At 63.7% G+C, this 24960-nt stretch carries 21 protein-coding genes; 4 read left to right on the forward strand and 17 right to left on the reverse strand.

All coding sequences use genetic code 11. The annotated features are described in order from the left end of the window. Positions 1 to 96 precede the first annotated feature (96 nt). From NPS46_RS20900 to NPS46_RS20940, 9 genes are all read right to left on the reverse strand, one after another. A complete protein-coding gene (locus tag NPS46_RS20900) occupies positions 97 to 2586 on the reverse strand; it encodes a TonB-dependent receptor (protein ID WP_274110540.1) in 2490 nt (829 codons plus the stop codon). A gap of 141 nt (positions 2587 to 2727) precedes the next feature. Continuing rightward, positions 2728 to 3126: a hypothetical protein gene (locus tag NPS46_RS20905; RefSeq protein WP_274110542.1), complete on the reverse strand. Its 399-nt coding sequence runs from the start codon at positions 3124 to 3126 to the stop codon at positions 2728 to 2730. Positions 3127 to 3302: 176 nt separating this feature from the next. Beyond that, positions 3303 to 4256: a serine hydrolase gene (locus NPS46_RS20910; protein ID WP_274110544.1), complete on the reverse strand. Its 954-nt coding sequence runs from the start codon at positions 4254 to 4256 to the stop codon at positions 3303 to 3305. A gap of 3 nt (positions 4257 to 4259) precedes the next feature. Further along, positions 4260 to 5261, reverse strand: coding sequence for an ABC transporter ATP-binding protein (locus tag NPS46_RS20915; RefSeq protein WP_274110546.1), 1002 nt, complete (start codon positions 5259 to 5261; stop codon positions 4260 to 4262). Continuing rightward, positions 5255 to 6247 (reverse strand): ABC transporter ATP-binding protein, encoded by a 993-nt coding sequence (locus NPS46_RS20920; RefSeq protein ID WP_274110548.1) that lies wholly within the window; start codon positions 6245 to 6247, stop codon positions 5255 to 5257. The genes NPS46_RS20915 and NPS46_RS20920 overlap by 7 nt, the downstream gene beginning before the upstream one ends. Beyond that, entirely contained in the window at positions 6244 to 7083 is an 840-nt protein-coding gene (locus NPS46_RS20925) for an ABC transporter permease (protein WP_274110550.1), read from the reverse strand. Before NPS46_RS20925 ends, NPS46_RS20920 begins: the two co-directional genes overlap by 4 nt. Next, positions 7083 to 8021: an ABC transporter permease gene (locus NPS46_RS20930; RefSeq protein ID WP_274110552.1), complete on the reverse strand. Its 939-nt coding sequence runs from the start codon at positions 8019 to 8021 to the stop codon at positions 7083 to 7085. The genes NPS46_RS20925 and NPS46_RS20930 overlap by 1 nt, the downstream gene beginning before the upstream one ends. A gap of 119 nt (positions 8022 to 8140) precedes the next feature. Then, positions 8141 to 9679 (reverse strand): ABC transporter substrate-binding protein, encoded by a 1539-nt coding sequence (locus NPS46_RS20935; protein ID WP_274110554.1) that lies wholly within the window; start codon positions 9677 to 9679, stop codon positions 8141 to 8143. A 236-nt stretch (positions 9680 to 9915) separates the two neighbouring features. Further along, positions 9916 to 10833 carry a LysR family transcriptional regulator gene (locus NPS46_RS20940; protein ID WP_274110556.1) on the reverse strand — a complete coding sequence of 306 codons (918 nt, stop codon included), beginning with the start codon at positions 10831 to 10833 and terminating at the stop codon, positions 9916 to 9918. Between the two features lie 112 nt (positions 10834 to 10945). On the opposite strand from NPS46_RS20940, the gene NPS46_RS20945 reads away from it, so the two are divergent. Both NPS46_RS20945 and NPS46_RS20950 read left to right on the forward strand, forming a co-directional pair. Then, positions 10946 to 12199: a D-amino acid dehydrogenase gene (locus NPS46_RS20945; protein WP_337994240.1), complete on the forward strand. Its 1254-nt coding sequence runs from the start codon at positions 10946 to 10948 to the stop codon at positions 12197 to 12199. A gap of 18 nt (positions 12200 to 12217) precedes the next feature. Next, positions 12218 to 12568 carry a RidA family protein gene (locus NPS46_RS20950; protein WP_274110561.1) on the forward strand — a complete coding sequence of 117 codons (351 nt, stop codon included), beginning with the start codon at positions 12218 to 12220 and terminating at the stop codon, positions 12566 to 12568. A 94-nt stretch (positions 12569 to 12662) separates the two neighbouring features. Here NPS46_RS20950 and NPS46_RS20955 read toward each other — a convergent pair whose 3' ends face one another. From NPS46_RS20955 to NPS46_RS20985, 7 genes are all read right to left on the reverse strand, one after another. Continuing rightward, positions 12663 to 12953 (reverse strand): HigA family addiction module antitoxin, encoded by a 291-nt coding sequence (locus NPS46_RS20955; protein ID WP_274110562.1) that lies wholly within the window; start codon positions 12951 to 12953, stop codon positions 12663 to 12665. Between the two features lie 14 nt (positions 12954 to 12967). Continuing rightward, entirely contained in the window at positions 12968 to 13246 is a 279-nt protein-coding gene (locus NPS46_RS20960; protein ID WP_274110564.1) for a type II toxin-antitoxin system RelE/ParE family toxin, read from the reverse strand. A gap of 287 nt (positions 13247 to 13533) precedes the next feature. After that, the gene (locus NPS46_RS20965) at positions 13534 to 14802 is read right to left on the reverse strand and encodes an OprD family porin (RefSeq protein ID WP_274110566.1); all 1269 of its coding nucleotides are present in this window, start codon (positions 14800 to 14802) and stop codon (positions 13534 to 13536) included. 178 nt (positions 14803 to 14980) lie between these two features. Beyond that, positions 14981 to 16753, reverse strand: a complete 1773-nt coding sequence (locus NPS46_RS20970) for an acyl-CoA dehydrogenase C-terminal domain-containing protein (protein WP_274110568.1) — start codon at positions 16751 to 16753, stop codon at positions 14981 to 14983. Positions 16754 to 16821: 68 nt separating this feature from the next. After that, entirely contained in the window at positions 16822 to 18492 is a 1671-nt protein-coding gene (locus NPS46_RS20975) for a cation acetate symporter (protein WP_274110570.1), read from the reverse strand. After that, positions 18492 to 18818, reverse strand: coding sequence for a DUF485 domain-containing protein (locus NPS46_RS20980; protein ID WP_274110572.1), 327 nt, complete (start codon positions 18816 to 18818; stop codon positions 18492 to 18494). Before NPS46_RS20980 ends, NPS46_RS20975 begins: the two co-directional genes overlap by 1 nt. Positions 18819 to 18947: 129 nt before the next feature. Further along, positions 18948 to 20570 carry an acyl-CoA synthetase gene (locus NPS46_RS20985; RefSeq protein ID WP_274110574.1) on the reverse strand — a complete coding sequence of 541 codons (1623 nt, stop codon included), beginning with the start codon at positions 20568 to 20570 and terminating at the stop codon, positions 18948 to 18950. Positions 20571 to 20800: 230 nt separating this feature from the next. Here NPS46_RS20985 and NPS46_RS20990 point away from each other — a divergent pair, with 230 nt between their 5' ends. Together NPS46_RS20990 and NPS46_RS20995 are read left to right on the forward strand one after the other, a co-directional pair. Next, a complete protein-coding gene (locus NPS46_RS20990; protein ID WP_274110577.1) occupies positions 20801 to 23071 on the forward strand; it encodes a PAS domain-containing sensor histidine kinase in 2271 nt (756 codons plus the stop codon). A gap of 10 nt (positions 23072 to 23081) precedes the next feature. Continuing rightward, positions 23082 to 23717 (forward strand): response regulator transcription factor, encoded by a 636-nt coding sequence (locus tag NPS46_RS20995; RefSeq protein ID WP_274110579.1) that lies wholly within the window; start codon positions 23082 to 23084, stop codon positions 23715 to 23717. Positions 23718 to 23726: 9 nt separating this feature from the next. On the opposite strand, the gene NPS46_RS21000 is transcribed toward NPS46_RS20995, so the two are convergent. Further along, on the reverse strand, positions 23727 to 24938 hold the full coding sequence (locus tag NPS46_RS21000) for an MFS transporter (protein WP_274110581.1): 1212 nt from the start codon (positions 24936 to 24938) through the stop codon (positions 23727 to 23729). Between the last annotated feature and the right edge of the window lie 22 nt (positions 24939 to 24960).

Below are 24960 nucleotides of genomic sequence, written 5' to 3' on the forward strand. Positions count from 1 at the left end.
GAACGGCCCCGTGTCGAAAGAGACGGGGCCTTTTTCTTGAATCGTAGAGCCTGTGATTTCCCTGTTGCTGCTCAGGCTCTGCTGAGTGCCCGAGCGTTATTCAAATTCCCAGCGCACCCCGACCCAAGCGGTACGTGGCGCGCCGGGTGCGACAAAGGTCTCGCCCACGGTATTGGTGCGCCGGCCATTGACCGTGCCGTTGGCCGCCTGGCCGTCGGTGCGCAGTACGCCGCTGGCATTGAAGGGGTTGGCCCCGAGCATGCCGGCGGTGGCGTACTCGCGGTCGAAGAGGTTGTTGACCCGGGCAAACGCACGCCATTGTTTGGTGATCTGGTAGTCGGTGTTCAGGTTGAACACGGTGTAGCCGCCCACCTTGCCACTGCCGTAGTACAGGCCGCCGCTCTGATGATCGTTGTTTTCATTGCCGCGTGCGTAGGTGCTGGAGAGGCTGATGGCATCACCGCCGATATTGAAGCGCTCGGTCACCGAATAGTTGGCCGACAACTTGAGGATATTGCGCGGGATCAGTGGGATACGGTCGCCGGATTTCACCCGCAGAACGCCATCGTCGGCGCTGCTGTTGGCTTCACCCAGAAACGCTTCGCTGGAGCGATACGTGGCATCCAGGAAGGTGTAGTTGGCGCCCAGTGCCCAGTCGCCCCAGACCCCGGCGATCCCGGTTTCGATACCACGGCGACGGGTTTCGCCAAAGTTGTCGAAGTAGCCGCTGCCGCTGGTGCTGGAGGAGACGAACATGATGTCGTTGAAGTTGCGCGAGCTGAAGACGCCGGCATTCCACTGCACATGGCTGCCGATAAAACCACGCAGGCCGGCTTCCCAGGTCTTGGTGACCACTTGCTCGAGCGGCGGGTCGCCAGCCATGGAATTGGGCAGGCGGCACGGCGCGTCAGGGTTGGCGCAGCCCAGCTCAATGGTGGTCGGCGCGCGGCTGCCTTCGCTGTAGCCGATGTAGGTGGTCAGGCTGGGCGTCAGTGCATAGGTCAGGCCCAGGGCCGGGTTGAGGCGGCTGAAGCTGTGCTTGCCACTGAGCGAGGCATCGTCGTCGATGATATTGCTCAGGGCATTGCCGGCCAGCTCGTAGTGGGTTTGCTGGTCGCTGTTACGCACGCTGACATGGTTGTAGCGGGCGGACGCGGTCAGGTTCAAGCCTTCGCTCAGGGTCAGGGTGTCGGTGCCGTAGAGGCTCCAGGTGCGGGTATTGCCCTTGAGGTCGACGCCACGGTCATCCAGCTCGCCGTCGAGGTTAAAGGCGTTGCCGGCTTCGGCGTAGACGCCGGTGCCGATGATGCCACGGTCGGCGGTCAGTGCGCCGTACTCGGCCGATTGCCTGAAACGCACCTGGCTGTAGTCGAAGCCTGCGCCCACCGCCAGGGTGTTGGCCCTGCCGAACAGCCGGTTGTTGAACGACAACTGGCTGAACAGGCCCATGTTGCTTTGCACGGTATCGGTCCGGTTGATGACCCCGGTGCATTTCTCGCCCGGCTCGCCGCCCGGCACCAGTTGTGCCATGCAGGCCGCCAGGTTGGCCGCCGTGGTATAGGCGCCGGGTGTCAGAAGAATATTCTGGCCCGGTTGGCCGATCCCTTCGGGCAGCGCCTCATCGTTGATATCGCCGTTGAAGGTGCTGGTCTTGATATGGCGGTAGTAGGCATTGCCCGATAGTGTCAGGTCGTCGCTATAGGCATGGTCCCACTGCAGATTGAGAAAATTCGAGGTGTTCTGCGTGTTGTCCGGGTGGGTGTAGACGCTGTCGTAGTCACGGCGCAGAAAGCTCTTGGGCACCATGCCGTTACCATTCAGATCGGTATCGGCAAAGCTGTAGGTCAACGCCAGATTGGTCGACTCGCCATGCCAGCCGAGTTTGCCGAACAGGTTTTGTGCATCGGAGTCGGAGTGGTCGCGCCAGCCGTCTTCTTCAAAGTAGGTGCCGGCGACAAAATAGTCCCACTGGCCCAGGGTGCCGCCGTATTCGCCTTCGCCGATCTTGCGGCCATAGGAACCGAGGGTGGTTTGCAGGGCACCGCCGGGGTTATCACGCCCGTTCTTGGTCTGTACCGAGAGCGCGCCGCCCAGGGTGTTGAGGCCGAACAGCGGGTTGGTGCCGGGCATTAGCTGGGTGCTGGCAATCGCGTTGCTGGGGATCAGGTCCCAACTGACCACATCGCCGAAGGGCTGGTTCATCCGCACGCCATCGACATACAGCGACAGGCCCTGGGGCGTGCCCAGCAAGGGCGAAGCCGTGAAGCCGCGGTAGTTGATATCCGGTTGCAGCGGATTGTTCTGGATTTCGTTGATGTAGACCCCGGCCACATGCCGGTTGAGGTAGTCGGCCAGGCCGAGGGACTGGCTTATCTGCAGGTCCTCGCCGGTAAAGGTCTGGACCGGCGCGGCGATGCTGTCGCGGGGCACGCCAGGGGATGGCAGGGGCAGGCTGCTGACCACATCGATGGGTTCGAGGGTCAGCGGCGCGGCGCTGTCTGCGGCCTGGGCGGCAAGCGATACACCGCAGGCATTGGCCATCACCAGGGCGAGGGCGCTCAGTCTGAAACGATTGGGAATAGGCATGTGAAACGTTCCTGAGGGTCAGCAATCGAGGGCAACGTTGGGCCGCACGCTACCTGGCGCGGGCGCAAGCGGCCGAGAGCCGCTGCGGCGACTCGGCGGTGCCGGGAAACAAGAGGATTGAGGCGCTGAGGGCGCAGACGGTCAGCCGGCTTGTTGGCGGGCGTCGATACCGTTGCGCGGCCAGGCTTGGGCGGAGCCGAGGCTGCGTGATTGCCGCAGGGCGGCACGCGAAAGTGTGGGGGGGAGCGTCAGGCTCAGGAACGGCAGGTCGATCAGGGGCAGGGCACTGGCGACGTCGAGCGCCGAACGCGGCTCCGGCAGGGCGTCGCCCTTGTTGAGGCGCCAGAACTCCAGTGGCACCGGCTCATGGGGCGGCAGCGAGGGGGCGAAGCGATCATCCGCCCACGGCTGCGAAAGTGTCGGTACTGTCGGGTCCTGGGCCTGCGGATGGGTCTGGACCGAGACCAGGCGCGACTCGACAAAACCGAGGCCGGCCAGCAGAAAAAGGGCAAATAGGGCGAGCGTGATCGACTTCCGCATCTCTGGCTCCGGGTCGATTTTATTGGACTTATTGACGCAGGCCATTAGAGCCCTCGAGGGCTCGGGAAAAAATCCTACATTGGGGCAGGGAAGGCTCGTCCCTAAGTATTAGGTGCACAAACCCAACATGATGGGGCCGGGGTGCCGGCCACGTTGGGTGATGCAAAGGGAGGTGATCAGGGCCGGGTCGAATCGATCAGGTCGTAGGCCGTCCGGCCGATTCGCGGGAACGCCTGCTCATGGGTCGAGACGTCGCGGCCATGGCTGAACAGCACCAGGGTAAAGGCCTTGAACGCACTGGTTGAGTCCCGTTCCAGCTCGATGTAGGCGGCGTCGTGGCGGTTGTAGCTGGAGAGCGGGTCACCGGTCCAGCCATTCCAGCCTGCCTTGGAGTAGAGCGCGGCGCCGGCGGGCAGCCCGGCGCCGAAGTAACCACGCACCTGGGCGGCGTCGAGGCTGGCAAAATCACGGTCCAGAGAGCGTAGAAAACGCGGGCGCATACGCGCGCTGCGCTCGGCATTGCCCAGGGTGCCATTGAAGATTTCGTAGAACAGCCGGGCCGTGGCATCGCTGGTCAAGCGGTTGTGGTTGTTGCCGCCCAGCGTGGCGAAAAGCCGCTCGCGGCCGTAGCGATCGTCGTCCATCAGCTTCTGGCAGACATTGATGCCCGCCAGCTCCGGCCAGCCAAGGCTGGCGAAATAGCGATTGGCGACCTGGCGCCGATGTTGCCATTCACTCCACTCGGCACCTGCGAGCAGGGTGTCGCCGGTGGTCTCGCTGATCAGGTCGATGATGTAGTTGGTCGCGTTGTTGCTCGACCACAGGATCATGTCGCGCGTGGCCCGTTCGAGCTCTTCGTGGGACTGGATCCGGCCTTCGTCGAAAGCCGCTTCCATGGCGGCCAGATAGAAACTCTTGACGATACTCGCGGGGTAGAACGCCTTGCTGCCGTTGTGGGCAAACCCCTGTGGCGGGCTGGCCTCGGCCTCGCCGGTCAAGGGCGTGGGGTGCAGCAGCAAGGTCATGGCGATATCGTCGGGCGCCACGCCGGCCAGGGCCAGTTGCCGCTGGATGGCGTCGAGCAATTGGGTGCCCAGGTGGCGAGTCTGTTCGCTGGATTGATAGAACATGGATCAGCGTCCTTGTGAGGCGAGAATGTCGGGCAGGCAGCGTGCGTAGTGCCCGCTGCCCAGCTTGCGCTGCTCGGGAATCGTGGCCCGGCACGCATCGACCACATGGGGGCAGCGCGTGGAAAAGGCACAGCCCTTGGGCGGATCGAACGGGTTGGGCAGTTCGCCCTCCAGGCTGACCCAGTCGTGCCGGTCATCCGGGTCGGGCCGTGGAATCGCCGCCAGCAGGGCACGCGTATAGGGATGGCGAGGCGTTTCGAACAAAGCGTCCGCTGCCGCCACTTCCATGCTCTGGCCCAGGTACATCACGGCGATGCGCTGGCTGATATGGCGCACCACGCTCAGGTCGTGGGCGATAAACAGAAAGGCCACGCCGAGGGTTTCGCGAATCTCCTCGAACAGGTTGATGATCTGCGCCTGTACCGAGGCATCCAGGGCGGAAACCGGTTCATCGGCGACGATCAATTCAGGGCCGACCGCGAGGGCGCGGGCAATGGAAATGCGCTGGCGCTGGCCGCCGCTGAAGGCATGGGGCAAGCGGTCCTTGAGCCGGGGCGCCAGGCCGACGGTCAGCAGCAGTTCGTCGATGCGGTCCGCGCGTTCGCCACGGGTGGCGCCGATCCCATGCACCAGCAGGGTCTCGGCCAGGGTCTGTTCCAGGCTCATGCGCGGGTTGAGCGAAGAGTAGGGGTCCTGGAAGATCATCTGGATCTTGCGACTGATGGCCTGGCGATCCCCCAGCTCGTGCAATGGCTTGCCGCGCCAGAGGATCTCGCCGCCGGCCGGCTCGTACAGCCCGACCAGGCAGCGGCCCAGGGTACTTTTACCGCAACCGGACTCGCCGACCACGCCCAGGGTTTCCCCGGCCGCCAGGCTGAACGAGACATTGCGCACGGCTTTCAACTCGCGCCGTGGCGCGCCGCTGGCCCACTCCAGCAGGCCACGGGGCGCGGCGAAGTTCATCGACAGGTTGCGGACTTCCAACAGCGGCGTTTCGCTCAACATGCCAATTCCTCCAGACGGATGCAGGCGGCTAGATGCCCGGGTTCGAGCTCACGCAGTTGCGGGTCCTCGTGGCGGCAACGCTCGACGGCGCTCGGGCAGCGGGTATGGAACCGACAGCCACTGGGCAGCGCAGCCAGGTTCGGCGGTTCGCCGCCGATGGGGCGCAGCTTGTGGCGCGGCCCGGTCAGCGTCGGGAGCGCGTCGAGCAGGGCGCGGGTATACGGATGGGCGGGGCGATGGAACAGTTGCCGGGTATCGCCGCTTTCGACGATGCGCCCCGCGTACATGACCGCCACCCGGTCGCAGGTCTGGGCGACCACGCCCAGGTCGTGGGTCACCATCAGCACGCTCAGTCCGGTGTCGCGGCGCAGGCGCAGCAGCAGCTTGAGGATCTGATCCTGAATGGTCACGTCCAGGGCGGTGGTCGGTTCGTCGGCGATCAACAGGCGTGGCTTGCAGGCCAGCGCGATGGCGATCAGGACCCGCTGGCGCATACCGCCGCTGAATTCGTGGGGCCAGGCGCGCAGGCGCTGTTCGGGCGAAGTCACGCCGACCGCCTTGAGCAGGGCGATGGTGGCTTCCCGCAGCGCCGGGCCGGACAAACCGTCATGGCGGCGCAGGCCTTCGGCAATCTGTTCGCCAATGCGCATGGTTGGGTTGAGGGCGGTCATGGGGTCCTGGAACACCATGGAAATCTGCCGGCCGCGCACTTCGCTCAACTGGGCCTCATCGAGTGTGGCCAGGTCCAGTTGGTCGAAGCGGATACCGGTCGCCGACACCCGGGCATCGGCTCCGCCAAATAGGCGCAGCAGGGAGCGACAGGTCGCACTCTTGCCGCACCCCGACTCGCCGACCAGGCCGAAGACTTCGCCCTGGCGGATCTCGAAACTGACCCCATCGACGGCCGTCAGGACCTGGTGCCGGTTATGGAACTGTGTGCGCAAATTCTCGACCTTGAGCAAGGCCTGGGAAGTGGGAGTACTCATGCCTTGGGCCTCAGGAAGTCATCGAGCCCATCACCCAGCAGTGCAAAGGTGATGCCTACATACACAATGGCCAGGCCGGGGAACAGCGAGATCCACCAGCCATCGAGAATAAAGTTGCGCCCTTCGGAGATCATCACGCCCCATTCCGGGGTGGGCGGCTGGATACCCAGGCCCAGGAAACCGAGGGAGGTCACGGCCAGGATGGTCAGCACCACGTCGGCCATCATGAAGACAATGGCGGGGGTGATGACATTCGGCAGGACATGGCGCAGGACAATGCGCAACTGGCTGTAGCCCAGGACTTTGGCGGCCTGGATATATTCCGCGTTTTTCACCAGCAACACCTCGCCGCGCACGATGCGGGCAAAGGAGATCCAGATCACCACGGTAAAGGCCAGGTACATGTTGCCGATGCTCGGCCCCATGGAGCCAACGATGGCGATCACCAGGACATAGAAGGGAAACGCCCAGAGGATATCGACCAGGCGCATCAGCACCGCATCGACCCAACCACCGATATAGCCTGAGATCAGGCCGATGGTGGTGCCGATGGCAAAGGGCAGCAAGACGCACACCAGCGCAATCTGCAGGTCGGTGGCGGCGGCGTGGATCACCCGGGACAGCACGTCCCGGCCAAGGTCGTCGGTGCCAAATGGGTGCGTCAGGCTGGGCGCCAGCAGCGCTTGATCGAAGTCCACGGCCAGTGGGTCGTGGCTGATCAGGTAAGGGCCGGCGTAGGCCATCAGCAAGAGTGCGGCGAGCAGAAACAGACCGCATTGCAGGGCACGGTTACGGGCCAGGCGTTGCCTGGTTTCCTGGGTCAGAAAGGCATTCATCAGGATTTCATCCGAGGGTCGGCAAGCTGGTAGGCCAGGTCGGTCAGCAGGTTGATCAGGACCACGAGGACCGCGAAGGTCACTGTGAGCCCCTGGACAACCGGATAGTCGCGGGCGCTGATGGAAGACACCAGCAGGTTGCCCAGGCCGGGAATGGCGAACACCGACTCGATCACCACGGTGCTGCCGATCACCCAACTGGTGTGCACGCCCAACACCGAAATGGTCGAGAGCAGCGAGTTGCGCAAGACATGTCGACGTAGCACCGCAAAGGGCCGCAAGCCCTTGGCCAGGGCCGTATCGACGTATTCGGAGCTCAGCACCGAAATCACCGAACTGCGCATCGAGCGAATCGTGACCGCCGCGGTGCCCAGGGCGATCACTAGCGCGGGCAGGAACAGGTGGTGCAGGCGTCCGAGCACGCCGGAGCCGTAGCCGGAGACGGGAAAAATCGGCCACCAGATACTCAGCAGCAGTACCAGCAACACGCCCAGCCAGAAGGCCGGCATGGACATGGCGATCACGAAGAACAGCTTGATCGCCTGGTCTGTCACCCGGCCGCGGCGCAGGGCCGAGAGCATGGCCAGGGGCACGGTCAGGACCACGGCCAGCACGGTGCTGTAGCCGACCAGCGACAGGGTCGCCCACATCCGGTCCCAGATCAGCGGGCCGACATCGGTTTTGTAGGCGATGGAATGGCCAAAGCTGCCCCGCAGGCTGTCAGCGAGAAAGGTCAGGTATTGCTCGGCGAGCGAACGGTCCAGGCCCAGTTGCTGGGTCAGGCGGGCAATGTCTTCGGCACTGCCGCGATTGCCCAGGATCAGGGTCGCCGGGTCCCCGGGCATGACCCGCAACAGCAGGAAGGCGATCAGGGTGATGCCCAGTAGAACGGGAATCAGCTGAATCAGGCGAAGTAAACAAAAGCGCAGAATCTGCATACACACTCCGAAAAAAACCGTACGGCGTCCGTACTGTCATTACGCGGGGCAAAAGTGACGGGCGCGCAATCTGGCCGTGCCCGTACCTTTGCCCCTTCGTCAGTCCGACCGGCTGGCCGCTACTTGAGGCTGACGTCTTCGAGGCGGTAGTTGGAGGTTGGCAGCACGCGGAAGCCTTCGACATGTTTACCGGAGGCGTAGGTGGCGCCCTGGTGGTAGAGGAAGATAAAAGGCGCGCCGTCGTGGATGCGGTTCTCGATTTCCTGGAACTGCTTGCCGCGCTCGGGACCGTCGAGGGTCTGGCGCTCCAGTTCGTAGAGTTCATTGACTCGCAGGTCCTGCCACTCGGTGTGCAGGGCATTGGCGCGCTCGGGGTTGACCGCCGTAAAGCCGACCAACTGATCGGGGTCGATGGTGTCGCTGGTGGTGAAGGTCAACGCCATATCGTAGTTGCCGGCCTTGGTGGTGCTGAACTGCGAGCTGCCTTCGATGGTTTGCAGTTCGACCTGGACGCCGACGCGGGCGAGGTTGTTCTGCATCACGCTGGCCACCTGGCGATGGGTCATATCGCCCGAAGGCACCAGCAGCTTGAGCTTCAGGCCTGGCGTCACGCCGGCGTCGGCGAGCAGCGCCTTGGCCTTGTCCAGGTCCATGGGGTAGGGCGTGAGGCTCGTGTCGTGATAGGCCATGATCGGCAACGATGACGCCGCGACCTTGCCATTGCCGCGCAGGATGCTCTTGACGATGCCGTCTTTGTCGACCGCATAGTTCAGGGCCTGGCGCACGCGGACATCGTCCAGTGGCTTGACGCGGGTGTTGAGTTGTACCAGCTCGCTGCGGAACACTTCGGCCACGCCGACCTGGAAGCGTGCATCGGCCTTGAGCCCGGCAATCTGGTTGAACGGCAGGCCGATCACGGCATCGAGTTCACCAGCCTTGAGTTTCAGGACGCGGGAGTTGTCTTCGCCGATGATCTGGATCTCGGCGGTATCGACCATGGGTTTACCGGCTTGCCAGTAGTGCGGGTTCTTGCTCAGTTGCATCTTCTCGCCACGGGCCCAGCGCTCGATCACGAAGGGACCGCTGCCGACGGGCTTGTTGAAGAAGGCTTCGCCGCTGGCGGTCAGGGCTTTTTGCGGAAGAATCGAGGCACTGAACAGGGCCAGGTTGTTCAGCAGTGGGGTAAAGGGCTTGTCCAGGGTAAGGCGCACGGTCTGGCTGTCGATCACCTCGTAGCCGGTAATGGGCCGGAAGAAGCGTGCCCACTCGGACTTGTCGCCGGCCGCGCGCTTGAGCGAGAACACCACGTCGTCGGCGGTCACGGGGTCGCCGTTGGAAAAGCGGGCATTGCTGCGCAGGTGGAAGGTGTAGGACTTGCCGTCTTCGGCGATATCCCATTTTTCGGCCAACCCCGGCTCCAGCTTCAGGCCGTCGGTGCTCGGGCGTACCAACTGGTCGAAAATCAGCAGCTCGGTCCAGATCGAGGGGTTATCGCTCGAGGCGATGGGGTCCAGGGTCAGGGCGTCTTCGGCGATGCCCAGGCGCAAGGTGGCAGCCTGGGTCAGGCTGGTGGAAAACAGGGCGGCAAAGGTGCTTGCCAGCAAGGTGACGCGAAACAGCTTCGACATGCCTGAGTGGCAGCGATTGTGGGATGTCATAACGGCTCTCCAGATGATCCAAGCGGCAGACGGTGCTCTAACAGTTGGGTCTTGTGGCCAATCAGCCGGAGTAAAAACCCACGGCGCCTGACGGCTTCTTATTAGAATATTCAGCCCGGCAACGGGGGCCTGGCTGAGGCTGTATTTTTGAGGCCTCGGGCGAGCGGCATCAAATAGATATACCGACAGGCTCGATAATCTAGGGTTATGGCTTGTTTGTGGGATTTCTCCTTGGTTCAACTGAGTCGTTTACGGTGCATTTGCACAAAACCTTCGGCGCACTCGGCGGCCTGGCGCAGCAGCCACTGGGCAGCAGCCGAAAGGCTGTCATCGAGCCGTGACAAGGCATAGAGCGTGACGCCCACTTGTGGATGCAACTCGCGTACCTGCAAGGCGCCGTCGACGCCGGAATAGGCGGTGAACGGATCGACAATCGCCAGGCCCATGCCGGCCTCCACCAGGGAGCGGGCCAGGTGATAGGTCTGCACCCGGACCTCGATGCGCGGCGCGGCGCTGGCCTCGGAAAGGTGGTGGGTGAGCAGGCCCCCCAAGGCGTCACGACTGTCCAGGCCGATCAGGGGCAGGTCGCTGAGTTCGTCCAGCGACATGGGTTGCTGCAGCGCCTGTTGGCTCCAGTAGCCGTTGCGGGCAATCACCAGCATGCGCCCCTGGGCCAGGGCCTGGACGCGCAAGCCGGGGTGTTTGGGCGGTTGCAGCGAGAAGCCGATATCCACTTCGTGCAGCAGCAGGCTTTCCACCAATTGGTCGGTGTGGTGGGTGGACAGCTCGCAGGGGCTGGAGGGGTATTTCCTGCGCCAGTCCGGGATGATCTTCGGCAGCAGGGTGTGGGCCAGGGTGGGCGTGGTCATGATGCGCAGCGGCTGGTCTTCCTGGGTGCGCAGGTTCAGGGCCAGCCGGCGGACCGCCTGCAGGTCTTCGAAGACCCGGATGGTCGCGCCCTCCAGGATGCGTGCTTCGGAGGTCGGTTCGAGCTTGCCGCGCACCCGGGTAAACAGGCTGAAACCCAGCTGGGCCTCGGCGTGCTGCAGGGCCTTGGAGGCGGCGGGCTGGGAAATGCACAGCAGGCCGGCCGCGCCGGTGACCGAGCCGGTTTGCAGGATTGCCTGGAAGATTTCGATATGTCGCAGTCGCATTGATGCTCTCCAGCCCATAACGTTTGGCAATACCTTAGCGCTGATTGCTCATTGGCTCCAAGCCTCGTCGCTCCCTTACTGTCGCCGGCATCAAAGCCAAGGTATGGGTGAAATGAGCAAGCATGTCGCGGTAATCGGGGGAGGGGTGATTGGCCTCGCGACAGCCTGGGCGCTGGTCAGCAGTGGCCAGCGGGTGACGCTGATCGAAGGGGGCGCGAGCATTGGCGAGGAGACCAGCTACGCCAATGGTGGCCAGTTGAGTTATCGCTATGTGTCGCCACTGGCCGATGCCGGGGTGCCGCTCAAGGCGCTGGCCTGGATGCTCCAGGGGGCAAGCGCGCCATTACGCTTTCGCCCGCGGCTCGATCCCGCCCAATGGCGCTGGTGCCTGGCGTTTCTGCGCGCCTGTCGCAGCAGTGTCAATCGGCGCAATGGCGAGCACTTGCTGCGTCTTTCGCTGTTTAGCCAGACCGTCCTGGGTCGCTGGCGTGAGGACGACGGCCTGGACGGTTTTGCCTGGCGGCGCAACGGCAAGCTGGTGATCTACCGGGATGAGCAAGGCTTCAAGGCCGCCACCGACAAGTTGCACGGCGAGGGTCCGCAGGCCCTTGATCCTGCCGGCTGCCTGGCGCTTGAACCGGCCCTGGCAGCGGTCGTGGACAAGCTGGCCGGCGGGATCTTCAGCGACACCGATGAAGCCGCGGACTGTTACCTGTTCTGCCTGATGCTCGAACAGCGCCTGCTTGCCAGCGGGCGCTACGAGCGCCTGCAACAGCGGGTCGAGGGCTTTGTGCCAACGGGGACGCGGATTAGCGCCTTGAAGCTGGCCGACGGGCAGGCATTCAGCGCCGATGACTATGTACTGGCGACGGGTAATGCGAGCAGTGGCCTGGCTGCGCAGTTGGGGATCCACCTGCCGCTCTATCCGCTCAAGGGCTACAGCCTGACCCTGCCATTTAGCGGTGGGGCCGGGGTGCCGGAAACCAGCGTGACCGATTTCGACAACAAAGTGGTCTATGCCCGCCTTGGCGAGCAGTTCCGGGTGGCGGCGATGGTCGATATCGGCGCACGGGACGCCCACATTGACCCGGCGCGGATCAGCGCCTTGCGGGGGCTGTGCGAAGCGACCTTCCCCCTGGCCGGTGATTACGCCGGGGCCCGGGCCTGGGCCGGTCTGCGGCCAGCAACGCCGGAAGGGCCACCGATTCTGGGCGCGAGCCCTTTCAGGAACTTCTGGTTGAATACCGGACATGGCAGCCTGGGATTTACCCTGGCCAGCGCCTGTGGCCAGATACTCGCTGATTTGGTGGCCGGCCGGCCGTCGCCGATTGATCTGCAGGGCCTGACATTGTCAGGCATGAATTGAACCCTGAGGAAATGCACAATGAGTATCAAGAGAATCGCCGTCAACGAACGCATGAGCGGTGCCGTGGTTCATGGGCCGCTGGTGTTCCTGTCGGGCCAGGTGCCGAACGACCGGACGCTCGACTGCGCGGGTCAGACCCGGGAAGTGTTGGCCAAGATCGATAGCCTGCTGGAGCAGAGTGGCAGCAGCCGGGAAAGAATGCTGAGTGCGCAGATCTGGCTGCGTGATATCGAGCGCGACTTCGCGGCAATGAATGAGGTCTGGAGCGCGTGGCTGCCCACCGGCTGCGGCCCGGCCCGGGCCACCACCGAGGCGAACCTGGCGTCGGCCGATATCCTGGTCGAGATTATGGTGGTCGCGGCCGTCTAAGGCGCGTAGCTGTCCAGCGCCAGGCGCTCAAGATAACAAGCCTCGCACGGTGATCGTGCGAGGCTTTTTATTGGGCGTACTGCCGCGCCGTGGCTCAGTTGTCACGCTGCACATAGCGCTCGATGGGCGGCTGTTCGCGCTGCTCGGCCTGCCACAGGTCGTAGTCGACCTGGATACCCAGCCAGACACGGGCGCTGCTGATACCGGCACGCTCCAGGCGCACGGCCAGGTCGGGGCTGACGGGGGCATGGCCGTGGAGAATCCGCGAAAGGGTTTCCCGGGCAAAACCCAGGTGGCGGGCGAACTCGGTGACGGTAGTTCCCAGGCCGGGAATCACCTCTTCACGCAGGATCTCACCCGGGTGGGGGGGATTGAACATGGCCATGAAGGGCCTCCATTTCAGTGGTAATCCAGGTAGTTGACCAGTTCGACATCCGTCTCGATAAAACGGAACACCACGCGCCAATTGGCGTTGATCGTGATGCACCAGAACCCTGCGATAGCGCCCTTGAGCGGGTGCAACCGCCAGCCTGGAAGGTCGACTTCGACCGGTGTCTGCGCCTGATCCAGGACCGCCAGCACCCGGGCCAGGCGTCTCGCATGATCGGTGCGGACACCGTAGGTTGTGCCGGTTTCAAAGAAGGCCTTGAGCCCCTTGTGTTGCCAGCTGACAATCATGGGCGAAGTGTGATGCGATGCATCACAACCTGCAATAACCGACCATCTGTTTTCCTGTTAGGTGTCATGGCGCCTCCCTGGCTACAGGCCTTCACGAGATGAAGGATCAATCCCCGGATACAACGCTGTGGAGCACGACAGATCTTCGGTGGCCGCAAGGGACTGGGCAATTGGATGATTGCCCGAAGTGGGATGGATTTTTCGCGCAGGTGTGTCCCCATTTGGCCTGCAGCGTTCTTCTGTAGGCGCGAGATCGCTCGCGCCTACAGAAAGTTTTTACGGTGGGCTTACCAGATTGGCAGGACGTAGCTGACGATCAGGCGGTTTTCATCCAGGTCGCTACCAAAATGGCTGGAGCGCACAGTGGCATTGCGCAGTTTTACCCCCAGGTTCTTCAACGGGCCTTCCTGGAACACGTAGCCGATATCGGTATCGCGTTCCCACTCCTTGCCCTCTGGGCGATTGGCGCCCAGGTTGATATCCGAACCGCTGATGTAACGGGTCATAAAGGTCAGGCCCGGCAGGCCCAGGGCGGCGAAGTTGTAGTCGTAGCGTGCCTGCCAGGACTTTTCGTCGCGGTTGGCGAAGTCGCCGATCTGTACGAAGTTCACCAGGAACGCATCGGTGCCGTTGACGTAGGCAAAGCCGGTGTCGCCGCTCATGCGTTGATAGCCCAGGCCAACCGCATGGCCACCCAGGCTGTAGGTGAACATCGCGCCCAGGGCGCGGTTATCCACGTTGCTGCCACCCTGGTCGAGGGAACGGGCGAAGCGCAGGTCACTCTTGAGCGACTGACCCTGGCCCAGCGGTAGTACATGGGTCAGGTTGAGCAGGTGCTGGCTGTAGAGGTTTTCCAGGTGGCCGTAGCTGTAGGCCGTGCTGAGCTCATTGCTCCATTTGTAGTTGAGGCTGGCGAAGTCGAAGCGGTCGCTCTCGCTGTGGCGCACGCGGATGTTCTTGGCCCCGGTCGCGGTGATCCCCATGTCCTGATAGTCCGAGGAGTCGCGCTGGTTGACCTGGGTCAGCCGGCCGGCATCCAGGGTCAGGCCGTCGACTTCCAGGGACGTCAACTGACCGCCCTTGAACGTCTGCGGCAGCAGCCGCGAGTCATTGGCCAGCAATACGGGCAGCTTGGGCAGCAGGGTGCCCAGTTTCAGTACGCTTTTGGAGGCCCGCACTTTGGCGGTCAGGCCCAGTTCGCCGTACTCGTCCTGCGCGCCCTTGGCGCTATTGCTATGGCGTTTGAGCAGGCCGGAACCCGTACGGTCCGGGCTGGAGTCGAGTTTGAGGCCGAGTTGGCCGAGGGCGTCGACACCCACGCCAATGGTGCCTTCGGTAAAGCCCGATTCATAACGCAGCAGGAAACCCTGGGCCCATTCGTCCTGTTTGGACTGGGGGGCGTTGTCCTGGCGGTAATCACGGTTGAAGTAGAAATTGCGCAGCTCGAGGCTGGCCTTGCTGTCCTTGATAAAGTCGGCGCTGGCCGGGCTCGACAGGCCGACAATAGCGCCGGTCAGAAGCAGGCGGGTCAGGTTGTTACCGGTAGTGCGGTCCATGGTGAAGCTCCTTTGTTTTTATTATGGAGTAGCGATTGGCGCAACAAATCTCCGGGACGTGCTGCGCCCATCGCTCAAAATGGCGCGGTAGCAGTGCTCGCCGCAGAGCGAGCGCTTGTGGATAAAAAAACCGTGGCGCCGAAATCGAGAGGGCTTGGCGCCACGGGTGATTCAACCGTCAGAACTGTTCGGCGTTCAGACCGAACAACGGTGCGCTTCCCGCCCGGATGCAGTGCTCCAGCGTGAGGATGCGCGGGAGCAAACGGCTGAAGTAGAAGTCGGCCGTGGCCAGTTTCGCGCCATAGAACGCCTCGTCTTCGCCACGTTGGCTTTCGGCGACCTGGGCCATGCGGGCCCAGAGCCATGCGTAGGCCACATAGCCGAATAGATGCAGGTACTCCACCGACGCCGCACCGATCTCGTTGCGGTTGCTCGCGGCCTGGTCCTGTAGCCAGTCGCTAAGGTCTTCCAGGCGCTGGACGGCCTCGAGCAGAGGCTTGGCATAAGGCGCGCCGGGCTGGGCGGCGAAGGTGCGGATCTCGCCGGTGAACTGGCGCAGGGCCGCGCCGTTGTCGGCCAGGACCTTGCGCCCGAGCAGGTCCAGGGCCTGGATGCCGTTGGTGCCTTCGTAGATCTGGGCGATGCGCACGTCGCGTACCAGTTGCTCCTGGCCCCATTCGCGGATATAGCCGTGGCCACCGAATACCTGCTGGCCGTGGATGCAGCTTTCCAGCCCGGCATCGGTAAAGAACGCCTTGGCCACGGGGGTCAGCAGGGCGACCAGGGTCTGGGCGCTGTCGCGCTCCTGCGGGTCGTCGGAGAATTTGGCCAGGTCCAGTTGCTGACCGACATAGCTGGCGAATGCACGACCGCCCTCGGTCATGGCCTTCATGCTGAGCAGCATGCGCCGCACATCGGGGTGGACGATGATCGGGTCGGCCATCCTGTCTGGCGCCACTGTCCCAGTTGGTGCACGGCTTTGCAGGCGTTCGCGGGCGTAGCTTACGGCGCTCTGATAGGACGCCTCGGCGCAGCCGATGCCCTGGATGCCGATGGACAGGCGTTCGTAGTTCATCATGGTGAACATCGCCGCCAGGCCTTTATTGGCCTCGCCGACGAGCCAGCCGCTGGCGCCATCGAAGTTCATCACGCAGGTGGCCGAGGCCTTGATGCCCATCTTGTGTTCGATCGAACCGCAACTGACGGCGTTGGCAGCGCCCAGGGAACCGTCGGCATTGACCAGCACCTTGGGCACGACAAACAGCGAAATGCCGCGCGGGCCGGCCGGTGCGTCCGGCAGTTTGGCCAGCACCAGGTGGATCACGTTCTCGGTCAGGTCTTGGTCGCCGCCGGTGATGAAGATCTTGCTGCCGCTGATGGTGAAGCTGCCATCGGCCTGGGGTTCGGCACGGGTGCGAATCAGCCCCAGGTCGGTGCCCGCGTGGGCTTCGGTCAGGCACATGGAGCCGGCCCAGCGCCCTTCGTACATCGGTGGCAGGTACAGGTTTTTCAGGCTGTCGCTGGCGTGGGCATCCAGGGCCAGGCAGGCCCCGGAGCTCAGCGCGGAATACAGGGCGAAGCTGGAGTTGGCGCCGTAGAGCATTTCCTCGAACTGCACGGCCAGCATCTTCGGCATGCCCATGCCGCCGAACTGCGGGTTACCGGCCAGGCCGACCCAGCCACCTTCGATATAGGTCGCGTAGGCCTGCTTGAAACCGGCCGGTGTCGTGACCTGGCCGGCGTGCCACTGGGCACCTTCTTCGTCGCCGCTGCGGTTGAGGGGCGAGATCAGTTGCGCGGTGACTTTCGCCGCTTCTTCGAGGATGGCATCGGCGGTGGCCGCATCGACGCTCTCGGCCAGCGCCGGCAGACGCGCCCACAGGGCCGGTGCGTCGAACACCTCATGCAGGACAAAGCGCATGTCGCGCAGTGGGGCGTTGAATTCGGGCATAACGTGAACCTCGTTGTAACAATGGTGAAAGGGGCACGGCGCCGCTGTTGCGGCCCGTGCCCGGCGAATCAGTGGCTCGAAGCGCTGGCGGCACCCAGGCCGGTCTGGGCCCGGACAAACTGGTCGTCATAGGCCGCGCGTTCGTTTGCGGCCCGTGCGCTGCGGTCGAGCTTGGAGACGACCACGATCACCAGGAAGGCCAGTGGCATCGAGAACAGCGCCGGATGGTCATACGGGAAGATGGCCTGGGCATTGCCCAGCACGGTGACCCAGACCGCTGGCGACAGAATCACCATCACCAGGGCGCACAGCAGGCCGGCGAAACCGCCGATCAGGGCGCCCTTGGTGGTCAGGCCCTTCCAGTACATGGCCATGATCAGGACCGGGAAGTTGGTCGAGGCGGCGATACCGAAGGTCAGGCCGACCAGGAACGCGACGTTCATCTTCTCGAACAGGATGCCCAGCAGGATGGCGATGATGCCCAGGCCTACGGTGGCGATACGGGTGACGCGCATTTCCTGCTTCTCGGTGGCCTTGCCCTTTTTCAGAACGGTGGCGTAGAGATCGTGGGAAATTGCCGAAGCGCCGGCCAGTGCCAGGCCGGAAACCACCGCGAGAATCGTGGCGAAGGCCACGGCCGAGAGGAAGCCGAAGAACAGGTTGCCGCCGACGGCCTTGGCCAGGTGCATAGCGACCATGTTGCCGCCGCCGACCAGGGTGCCGCCCACTTCGCCGTTGACGTAGTACTGCGGGTCGGTGCCGATGATGACCATCGCCGCGAAGCCCAGCGTGCAGACCACCAGGAAGAAGAAACCAATGAAGCCGGTGGCGTAGAACACCGATTTACGGGCTTCCTTGGCATTGGGCACGGTGAAGAAACGCATCAGGATATGGGGCAGGCCGGCGATGCCGAACACCAGGCCGAGGGACATCGACGCGGCGTTGATCGGGTCGGCGAGCATCGAGCCCGGGCCCATGATGTCCCAGCCGCTGGCATGGGCGTCGATGGCCTTGGCGGCGAGCGCCTCGTAGCTGAAACCGAACTCGGACATGGCCATCACGGCCAGGGTCGTGCCGCCGGCGAGCAGCAGTACGGCCTTGATGATCTGGACCCAGGTGGTGGCGATCATGCCGCCGAAGATCACGTACACCAGCATCAGGGCGCCGACGATCATCACGGCTACCGGGTAGTCGAGGCCGAACAACAGCTTGATCAACTGGCCGGCCCCGACCATTTGCACGATCAGGTAGCAGCAGACCACGGTCAGCGAGCCGAAGGCGGCGAAGATCCGCACCTTGTTCTGGTCCAGGCGGTAGGAAACGATATCGGCAAAGGTGTAGCGACCCAGGTTGCGCAGGCGCTCGGCCATCAGGAACGTGATGATCGGCCAGCCGACAAAGAAGCCGATGGTGTAGATAAAACCGTCATAGCCCTTGGCGAACACCAGGCTGGAAAGCCCCAGCAGCGTGGCGGCGGACATGTAGTCGCCGGCAATGGCCAGGCCGTTCTGGAACCCGGTGATACCACCGCCGGCGGTATAAAAGTCAGAGGTGGAACGGGTCTGTCGGGCGGCCCACCAGGTAATCAATAGGGTGCCCAGCACGAACACGAAAAACATGCCGATGGCATGCAGGTTCAAGGGTTGTTTCTGGACTTCACCCACGCCGGGTGCCGCCAGGACCAGGGACGCGGGCAGCAGGCCAGCGCCGGCGAGGAGCAGGGTACGAAGTGCGTTCATCACTTGCTCTCCTCCAACAGGGCGCTGCCCATGGCGTCGAAACGGGTGTTGGCGCGGTACACGTACCAACCGGTGAGGAGCCAGGAGAAGACGATGATCGCGGTGCCAATCGGCATGCCCACGGTCATCAGTTTCGGGCTGGCGAGCGGTGCGTGCAGCCACTGCGGGGCAAAGGCCACCACACCCATGAATGCGTAATAGGTGCCCAGCACGGCGGCACTCAGCGACCAGGCCAGGCGCGAGCGCGCCTTGACCAGTTGCAGGAATTTCGGGTTGCTGCGAATGCGTGCGCAGCGCTGGGTATCGGTTGCATGGATGTCGCTCATGGTTGGCTCCACTTTTGTTTTTGTTGTCGATCTGTGGGGTGAAGGGCGCTGCTGCGTCAAATGCCGGCCGCACGCGCCCAAAGCGGCGGCCATCAAGGCCTGCCGCCGGGGCAAAACGCGGTGCTTGGGTTAGAGGTTCCTGGCCATTTCGCGCAGGACGAATTTCTGGATCTTGCCGGTCGAGGTCTTCGGCAGTTGGGTGAAGACCACGGTGCGCGGCAGCTTGAACCCGGCCAGGTGCTCGCGGCAGAAACTGATGATTTCGGCTTCGCGGGTGTCTGGATGGTCGGCCTTGAGGGTGATAAAGGCGCAGGGCGTTTCGCCCCATTTTTCGTCCGGACGGGCGACCACAGCGGCCTCCAGCACCGCCGGATGGCGATAGAGCACGCCTTCGAGTTCGATGGTGGAGATGTTCTCGCCACCGGAGATGATGATGTCCTTGAGCCGGTCCTTGATCTCGACGTAACCGTCGGGGTGGCAGACCGCGAGGTCGCCGGTATGGAACCAGCCGCCTTCGAACGCTTCGGCGGTGGCCGTCGGGTTTTTCAGGTAGCCCTTCATCACGGTATTGCCGCGCATGAAGATCTCGCCGATGGTCTGGCCATCTCGCGGGGTCGGCTCCAGGGTTTTCGGATCGGCGACCATCACCCCTTCCAGGGTCGGATAGCGCACGCCCTGGCGGGACTTGATCTGGGCCCGTTCTTCCAGTGGCAGCTCATCCCATTCGGCATGCCAGGCGCAGAGGGTGACCGGCCCGTAGGACTCGGTCAGGCCGTAGACGTGTGTGACCTTGATGCCCATTTCCTCTACCGCGCCGATCACTTTGGCCGGTGGCGCCGCGCCGGCGACCATGGCGTTGACCGGGTGGTCGATGGCCGCCTTGGCCGACTCCGGCATGTTCACCAGGGCATTGAGCACGATGGGCGCGCCGCACAGATGGGAGATCTGGTGCTCGCGAATCAGGTTGAGGATTTTCTGCGGGTCGACCCGGCGCAGGAACACATGCACACCGGCCAGGGCCGTGATGGTCCAGGGGTAGCACCAGCCGTTGCAGTGGAACATCGGCAGGGTCCAGAGGTACACCGGATGGTTGCCGATGGCCCAGGTCATCTGGTTGCCCAGGGAGTTGAGGTACGCGCCGCGGTGGTGGTAGACCACGCCTTTCGGGTTGCCGGTGGTGCCGGAGGTGTAGTTCAGCGAGATCGCTTGCCACTCGTCATCCGGCCATTGCCAGGCAAACTGCGGATCACCCTCGGCCAGCAGCGCTTCGTAGTCCAGGTCACTGACCGCCTGGCCTTCGCCGTATTCCGGATCGTTGACATCGATGACCAGCGGCGGGTGGTCGAGCATGCCGATGGCCGCGCGGATCACGTCGTGGAATTCGCGGTCGGTCACCAGCACTTTCGCTTCGCCGTGCTGGAGCATGAAGGCGATGGCTTCGGCATCCAGGCGCACGTTCAGCGGGTTGAGCACCGCGCCGATCATGGGGACGCCGAAGTGCACTTCCAGCATCTCGGGGATATTGGGCAGCATCACGGCGACGGTATCGTTTTTGCCGATTCCACGTCCGCTCAGAGCCGAGGCCAGGCGACGGCAGCGGGCGTAGGTCTGGCCCCAGGTACGGCGGATCGAACCGTGGATCACGGCGGGGTAGTCGGGGTACACACTGGCGGTGCGTTCCAGAAAGCTCAGCGGCGACAAGGCGATATGATTGACAGCCGAAGGGCTGAGCCCTTGCTCGAAGATCGACATGAATGGTTACTCGGTGGCTGATTGTTAGCTCTGTGGTTGATCCGGCAGTGTCGGTCGCCAGGGTCAACTTTATGTCCGGCGTGCTTTATATAACATCTGCTATTGGATATGGAAGCATGACCTTATGGTTATAGTATTTATACTATATTCAATTTCGAGGATGCTAAATGACTAGGGTTATCTCACCAGGCCCGGTATATGCTTGGATTTCCTGACAAAGTGGACGTTCGATGAGCCTCACTCCCGTTCGATTGCACAGCTGGCTGCGCCTGCAGCGCGAGGGCGTTTCACTGGCGGCCCGGGCCGATGCGCTGTGCCGGGCCCTGCTCGATTGCCCCGAGGTACGCCGTGCGGTGTACCTGAGCTGGCAACCCCAGGCGCATATTTATGGCCATGAGGGCGCCGCCCAGCATTTTCCGCCCGGCCTGGGCGACCCGCTGCGGGCCAGTGATGCGCTGCTGTTCGAACATTTGAGCGAAACAGGGCAGATGGACTTGAGCCAGGTGCGCCAGCTCGATTGCTGGTTGGCTGGCCGCCTGCGCCGGGCCGCCGTCAGCCATGGCCAGGTGTTCAGCTTTGCCTTGCAGCCCGATGCGCCGGGGCTGCTGCTGGTGGAAATACACGAGGATGTGAGCCTGAGCTGGGTGAGCTGGCTGCAGGAATTGCTCAATGGCCTGCTGGGCAGTGTCGACGGCTTGCTGCGCGGCTCGCCGTTGCTGGGCCATGATCCGCAACCGAGCCTGTTGCTCGATAAGCAGGGCCGGCCCCTGGAATTCAATGCCGCACTGTTGGCCTTGCTGGCGGAGAAACCGCTGAGCGATGTACTCGGGTTTCTTCCGGTCAATCACCGGGAACTGGTGAGCGCCTGCCTGGAGCAGGAGCGGGCCATCGACGCGGTCGAGGCGCAGTTCGAGGCGCAGATCCTGATCTGGACCTTTGTCCCCGACCCCCTGGCGCATCGCGTGCTCGCGCGTTGCCGCGACGCCACCGGCCAGGTGCTGGCCGAGCGCGAGGCCGCCCGCGCTCGCCGCCTGTATCGGCTGATTATCGACAACACCACCGACCTGATCTCGCGCCATACCCCCGACGGGCGTTTCCTCGACGCGTCGCCGGCGTCCTGGACCCTGCTGGGCTACTGGCCCGAAGAACTGCGCGCGAGCATGGCCCAGAACCTGATCCACGGGCAGAACCTGGCCAGCCTGATGCGTCGTGCCCGCGATGCGCTGGAGCAGGATGGTTACCACACCATGACCTATCGGATTCGCCATCAGGCCGGGCACTACCTGTGGTTTGAAACGGCCTGCCGGGCGATTCGCGAGACCTACACGGGCGCGGTGGTGGAGGTGGTCGCCGTTTCGCGTGATATCACCGCGCGGGTCCAGGCCGAAGAAAACAAGCGTCGCCTGGCCGAAGTGGTCGAGGCCAACACTGACCCGGTGTTGTTTATCGACCCGGCCGGCCAGGTGACCTACCTGAATCCCGCCGCCCGGCGCACCCTGCGCCTGGGCGAGCAGCAACCCATGCCGGTGCTGGCCGAATTGTTTGCCAGTGATGATCTGGCGCGCCTGCAACGCGAAGGTTGGAACAGCGCCGAAGGCCATGGCGTCTGGAGCAGCGACGCGCGGCTGCAACCGCCCGGCGGCGGGCCGTCGGTGCCGGTGTCCCTGGTGTTGCTGGCCCATCGCGCGGCCGGTGGCGAGCGCTACTACTCGCTGGTGGCGCGGGACATGACCGAGCGCGAGTTGCGTGAAGTCCAGCAACGCCATCACCAGGATGAACTGGCCCACACTGCGCGGCTGGTGACCCTGGGCGAGCTGGCTTCGGGGATTGCCCACGAGATCAACCAGCCCCTGGCGGCGGTGGTCAACTATGCCAACGCCAGCCAGCGCTATTTGCAAACCGTGGGGCACAACCCCCAGGCGGTCGAACGGGTGGCCCAGGGCCTGGAACGCATTACCTTGCATGCCACCCATGCCTCGGAAGTGATTCGCCGCCTGCGCGCGTTTCTGCGCAAGGGCCAGCGGCGCATGCAGGCCCTGGATGTGGCCGAAATCGCCCGCGAGGCGGTGCGCCTGTGTGCTTGGGAGGCGAGCAATTGCCAAGTGGTAATCGAGGAGCGCCTGCCCGATAATCTGCCGCCGATCTATGCCGACCGGGTCCTGCTCGAACAGGTGCTGCTCAACCTGCTGCGCAACGCCATCGATGCCAACCGCGAGCAGCATCCGGGGCAGCCGTCGCGGATAGTGATCGCTGCGTTCGAGCGTGCCGGCAGTGCTGTGGATATCTGCGTGGAAGACCAGGGACCGGGCGTCAGCGAGCCGCAACTGGCGCAGATGTTCACTCCGTTCTACACCAGCAAGGCCGATGGCCTGGGGCTGGGGCTGTCGATGAGCCGGAGCATTATCGAAGGCTTCGGTGGCGAACTGCAGGCTGAGCGCCAACCCATCGGCCTGTCGATGAAGTGCCGCTTGCCGCTGGCTGGAACCACAAAACAACAATAGGAGTAATGCAATGGCTGCTGTGGCTGAGCAGGTGGTCTACGTGGTCGACGATGACCAGGGAATGCTCGACTCGACGGTCTGGCTGCTGGAGTCCGTCGGGCTCAAGGCCTTGCCGTTCACCAGTGGCCGGGACTTTCTCGATGCCTGCGACGTGCGCCTCAATGCCTGCGTGCTGCTGGATGTGCGCATGCCCGGCATGGGCGGGTTGAACGTCCAGGAAGAGATGCACAGCCGGGAGATGAAACTGCCGATCATCTTTGTCAGCGGACACGCCGATGTGCCCATCGTGGTGCGTGCCTTCAAAGCCGGTGCCCACGACTTTATCGAAAAGCCCTACAACGAACAGTTGCTGCTCGACAGTGTGCAGCAGGCGCTGAGCACCTTCGATACCAACCGTCCCGGCAGCCAGAACCACGAAGAACTCAAGGCCCGCCTGGCGAGCCTGACGCCGCGCGAGCGCGATGTGTTCCTGCCCCTGGCCCAGGGCTACAGCACCAAGGAAATTGCCGAGCAACTGGGCGTCAGCGTCAAGACCATCGACCTGTATCGCTCACGGGTGATGAAGCGCATGCAGGCGGAAAACCTGCCCGACCTGGTCGGCATGGCGATCGCCGCCGGGATGGTTGACCCCCTGAAGTTACGTTAAGAACCTCAGCTACGTTGACGGCCGCACCTGGGGCGCTGCCGGCGCTTGTTTCAGCCCGACGGCCGTCGCCAGCAACAGGGCGAGACCCAACCCCATGCATAGCAGATTGCTCCCGCTCCAGCCCAGGGTGTTGAGGGCCAGTGCCGGGGAAAAGGCGCCAAGCGTTGCACAGACAGCAATGGCCAGGTCGTTCCGGCCCTGCATCTGGAACGCCTGGGAATGCTGCTCCAGGGTCTCGGCCAACAGGGCGCCGCCGCCGACATAGGTCAGGTTCCAGCCCAGCCCCAGCACAATCAGCGAAAAGGTCAGCATCGCGTAGCTGTTCGCGGCCAGGTTGAGCGCCGTGCAGGCAATCAGCAGGGCCAGGCCTGCACAGAGCGTGGCCCGGGTGCCGAACCGCTGGATGAGCGCGCCGGTAAAGAATGAGGGCGCGAACATGGCGATGACATGCCATTGAATGGCGAGCCGCACATTGGAAAAGTCCTCGTGCTGATGACCCATATGCATCGAGGCCTGAATCATCAGCAGGTTCATGATCGCGTAGCCGAGGGCGGCGACGGCCATGGCCAGTACCAACGCCTGCCGCTGGGTCGGGCGCAGCGCCGGGGCGGCTGGCAAAGCGGTCTTCTGCTTCGCCGCCTGCGGCGTCAGGGGATCGGCGCTCAGGCAGGTCGCGATAAGCCCGGACAGCAGCGCCAGGCCGATAAACGCGGCATAGCACAGTGAAAACAGCGCAAAGCCCGCGACCTCGCGCAACCACTCGGTAAGCGCCGGGCCGATCACGGCGGCGAGCACGCCACCGGCCACGACCAAGGAGATGGCCTTGGGCTTGAGCGCGGGTTCGAGACGGTCGGTGGCGGCAAAACGGTTGAAGTTCGCAAAGGCAATATAGACCCCCAGCGCGGCGTGGCTGACCACCAGCAGTGCAAACTGTCGGTGCTCGACCGCCCAGTAGCCGCAAATTCCCGCCACGGCCAACGGCAGCGCGCCGAGCATGAACGAGCGCTTGCGCCCGATCCGTGCCATCAGCCTGGAGACCGGGTAGGTCGCCAGCATCACCAACAGAAACTGGCAGCCGTAGGGCACCGTCGCCCAGGGCTCGGATGGCGCCAGTGCCGTACCGACGATGGCCGCCATGGTCACGGACATCACGGCAGTGGTCAGGTTGATCGATTGCGCGGCGAAGTACAGGTACGTACGGCGGGGCAGCGAGCGGGTCATCGGCAGTACTCGTCAGGGTAAA

It is taken from the genome of Pseudomonas putida, assembly GCF_028682395.1.
In the GTDB taxonomy this organism is placed as follows: domain Bacteria; phylum Pseudomonadota; class Gammaproteobacteria; order Pseudomonadales; family Pseudomonadaceae; genus Aquipseudomonas; species Aquipseudomonas putida_AB.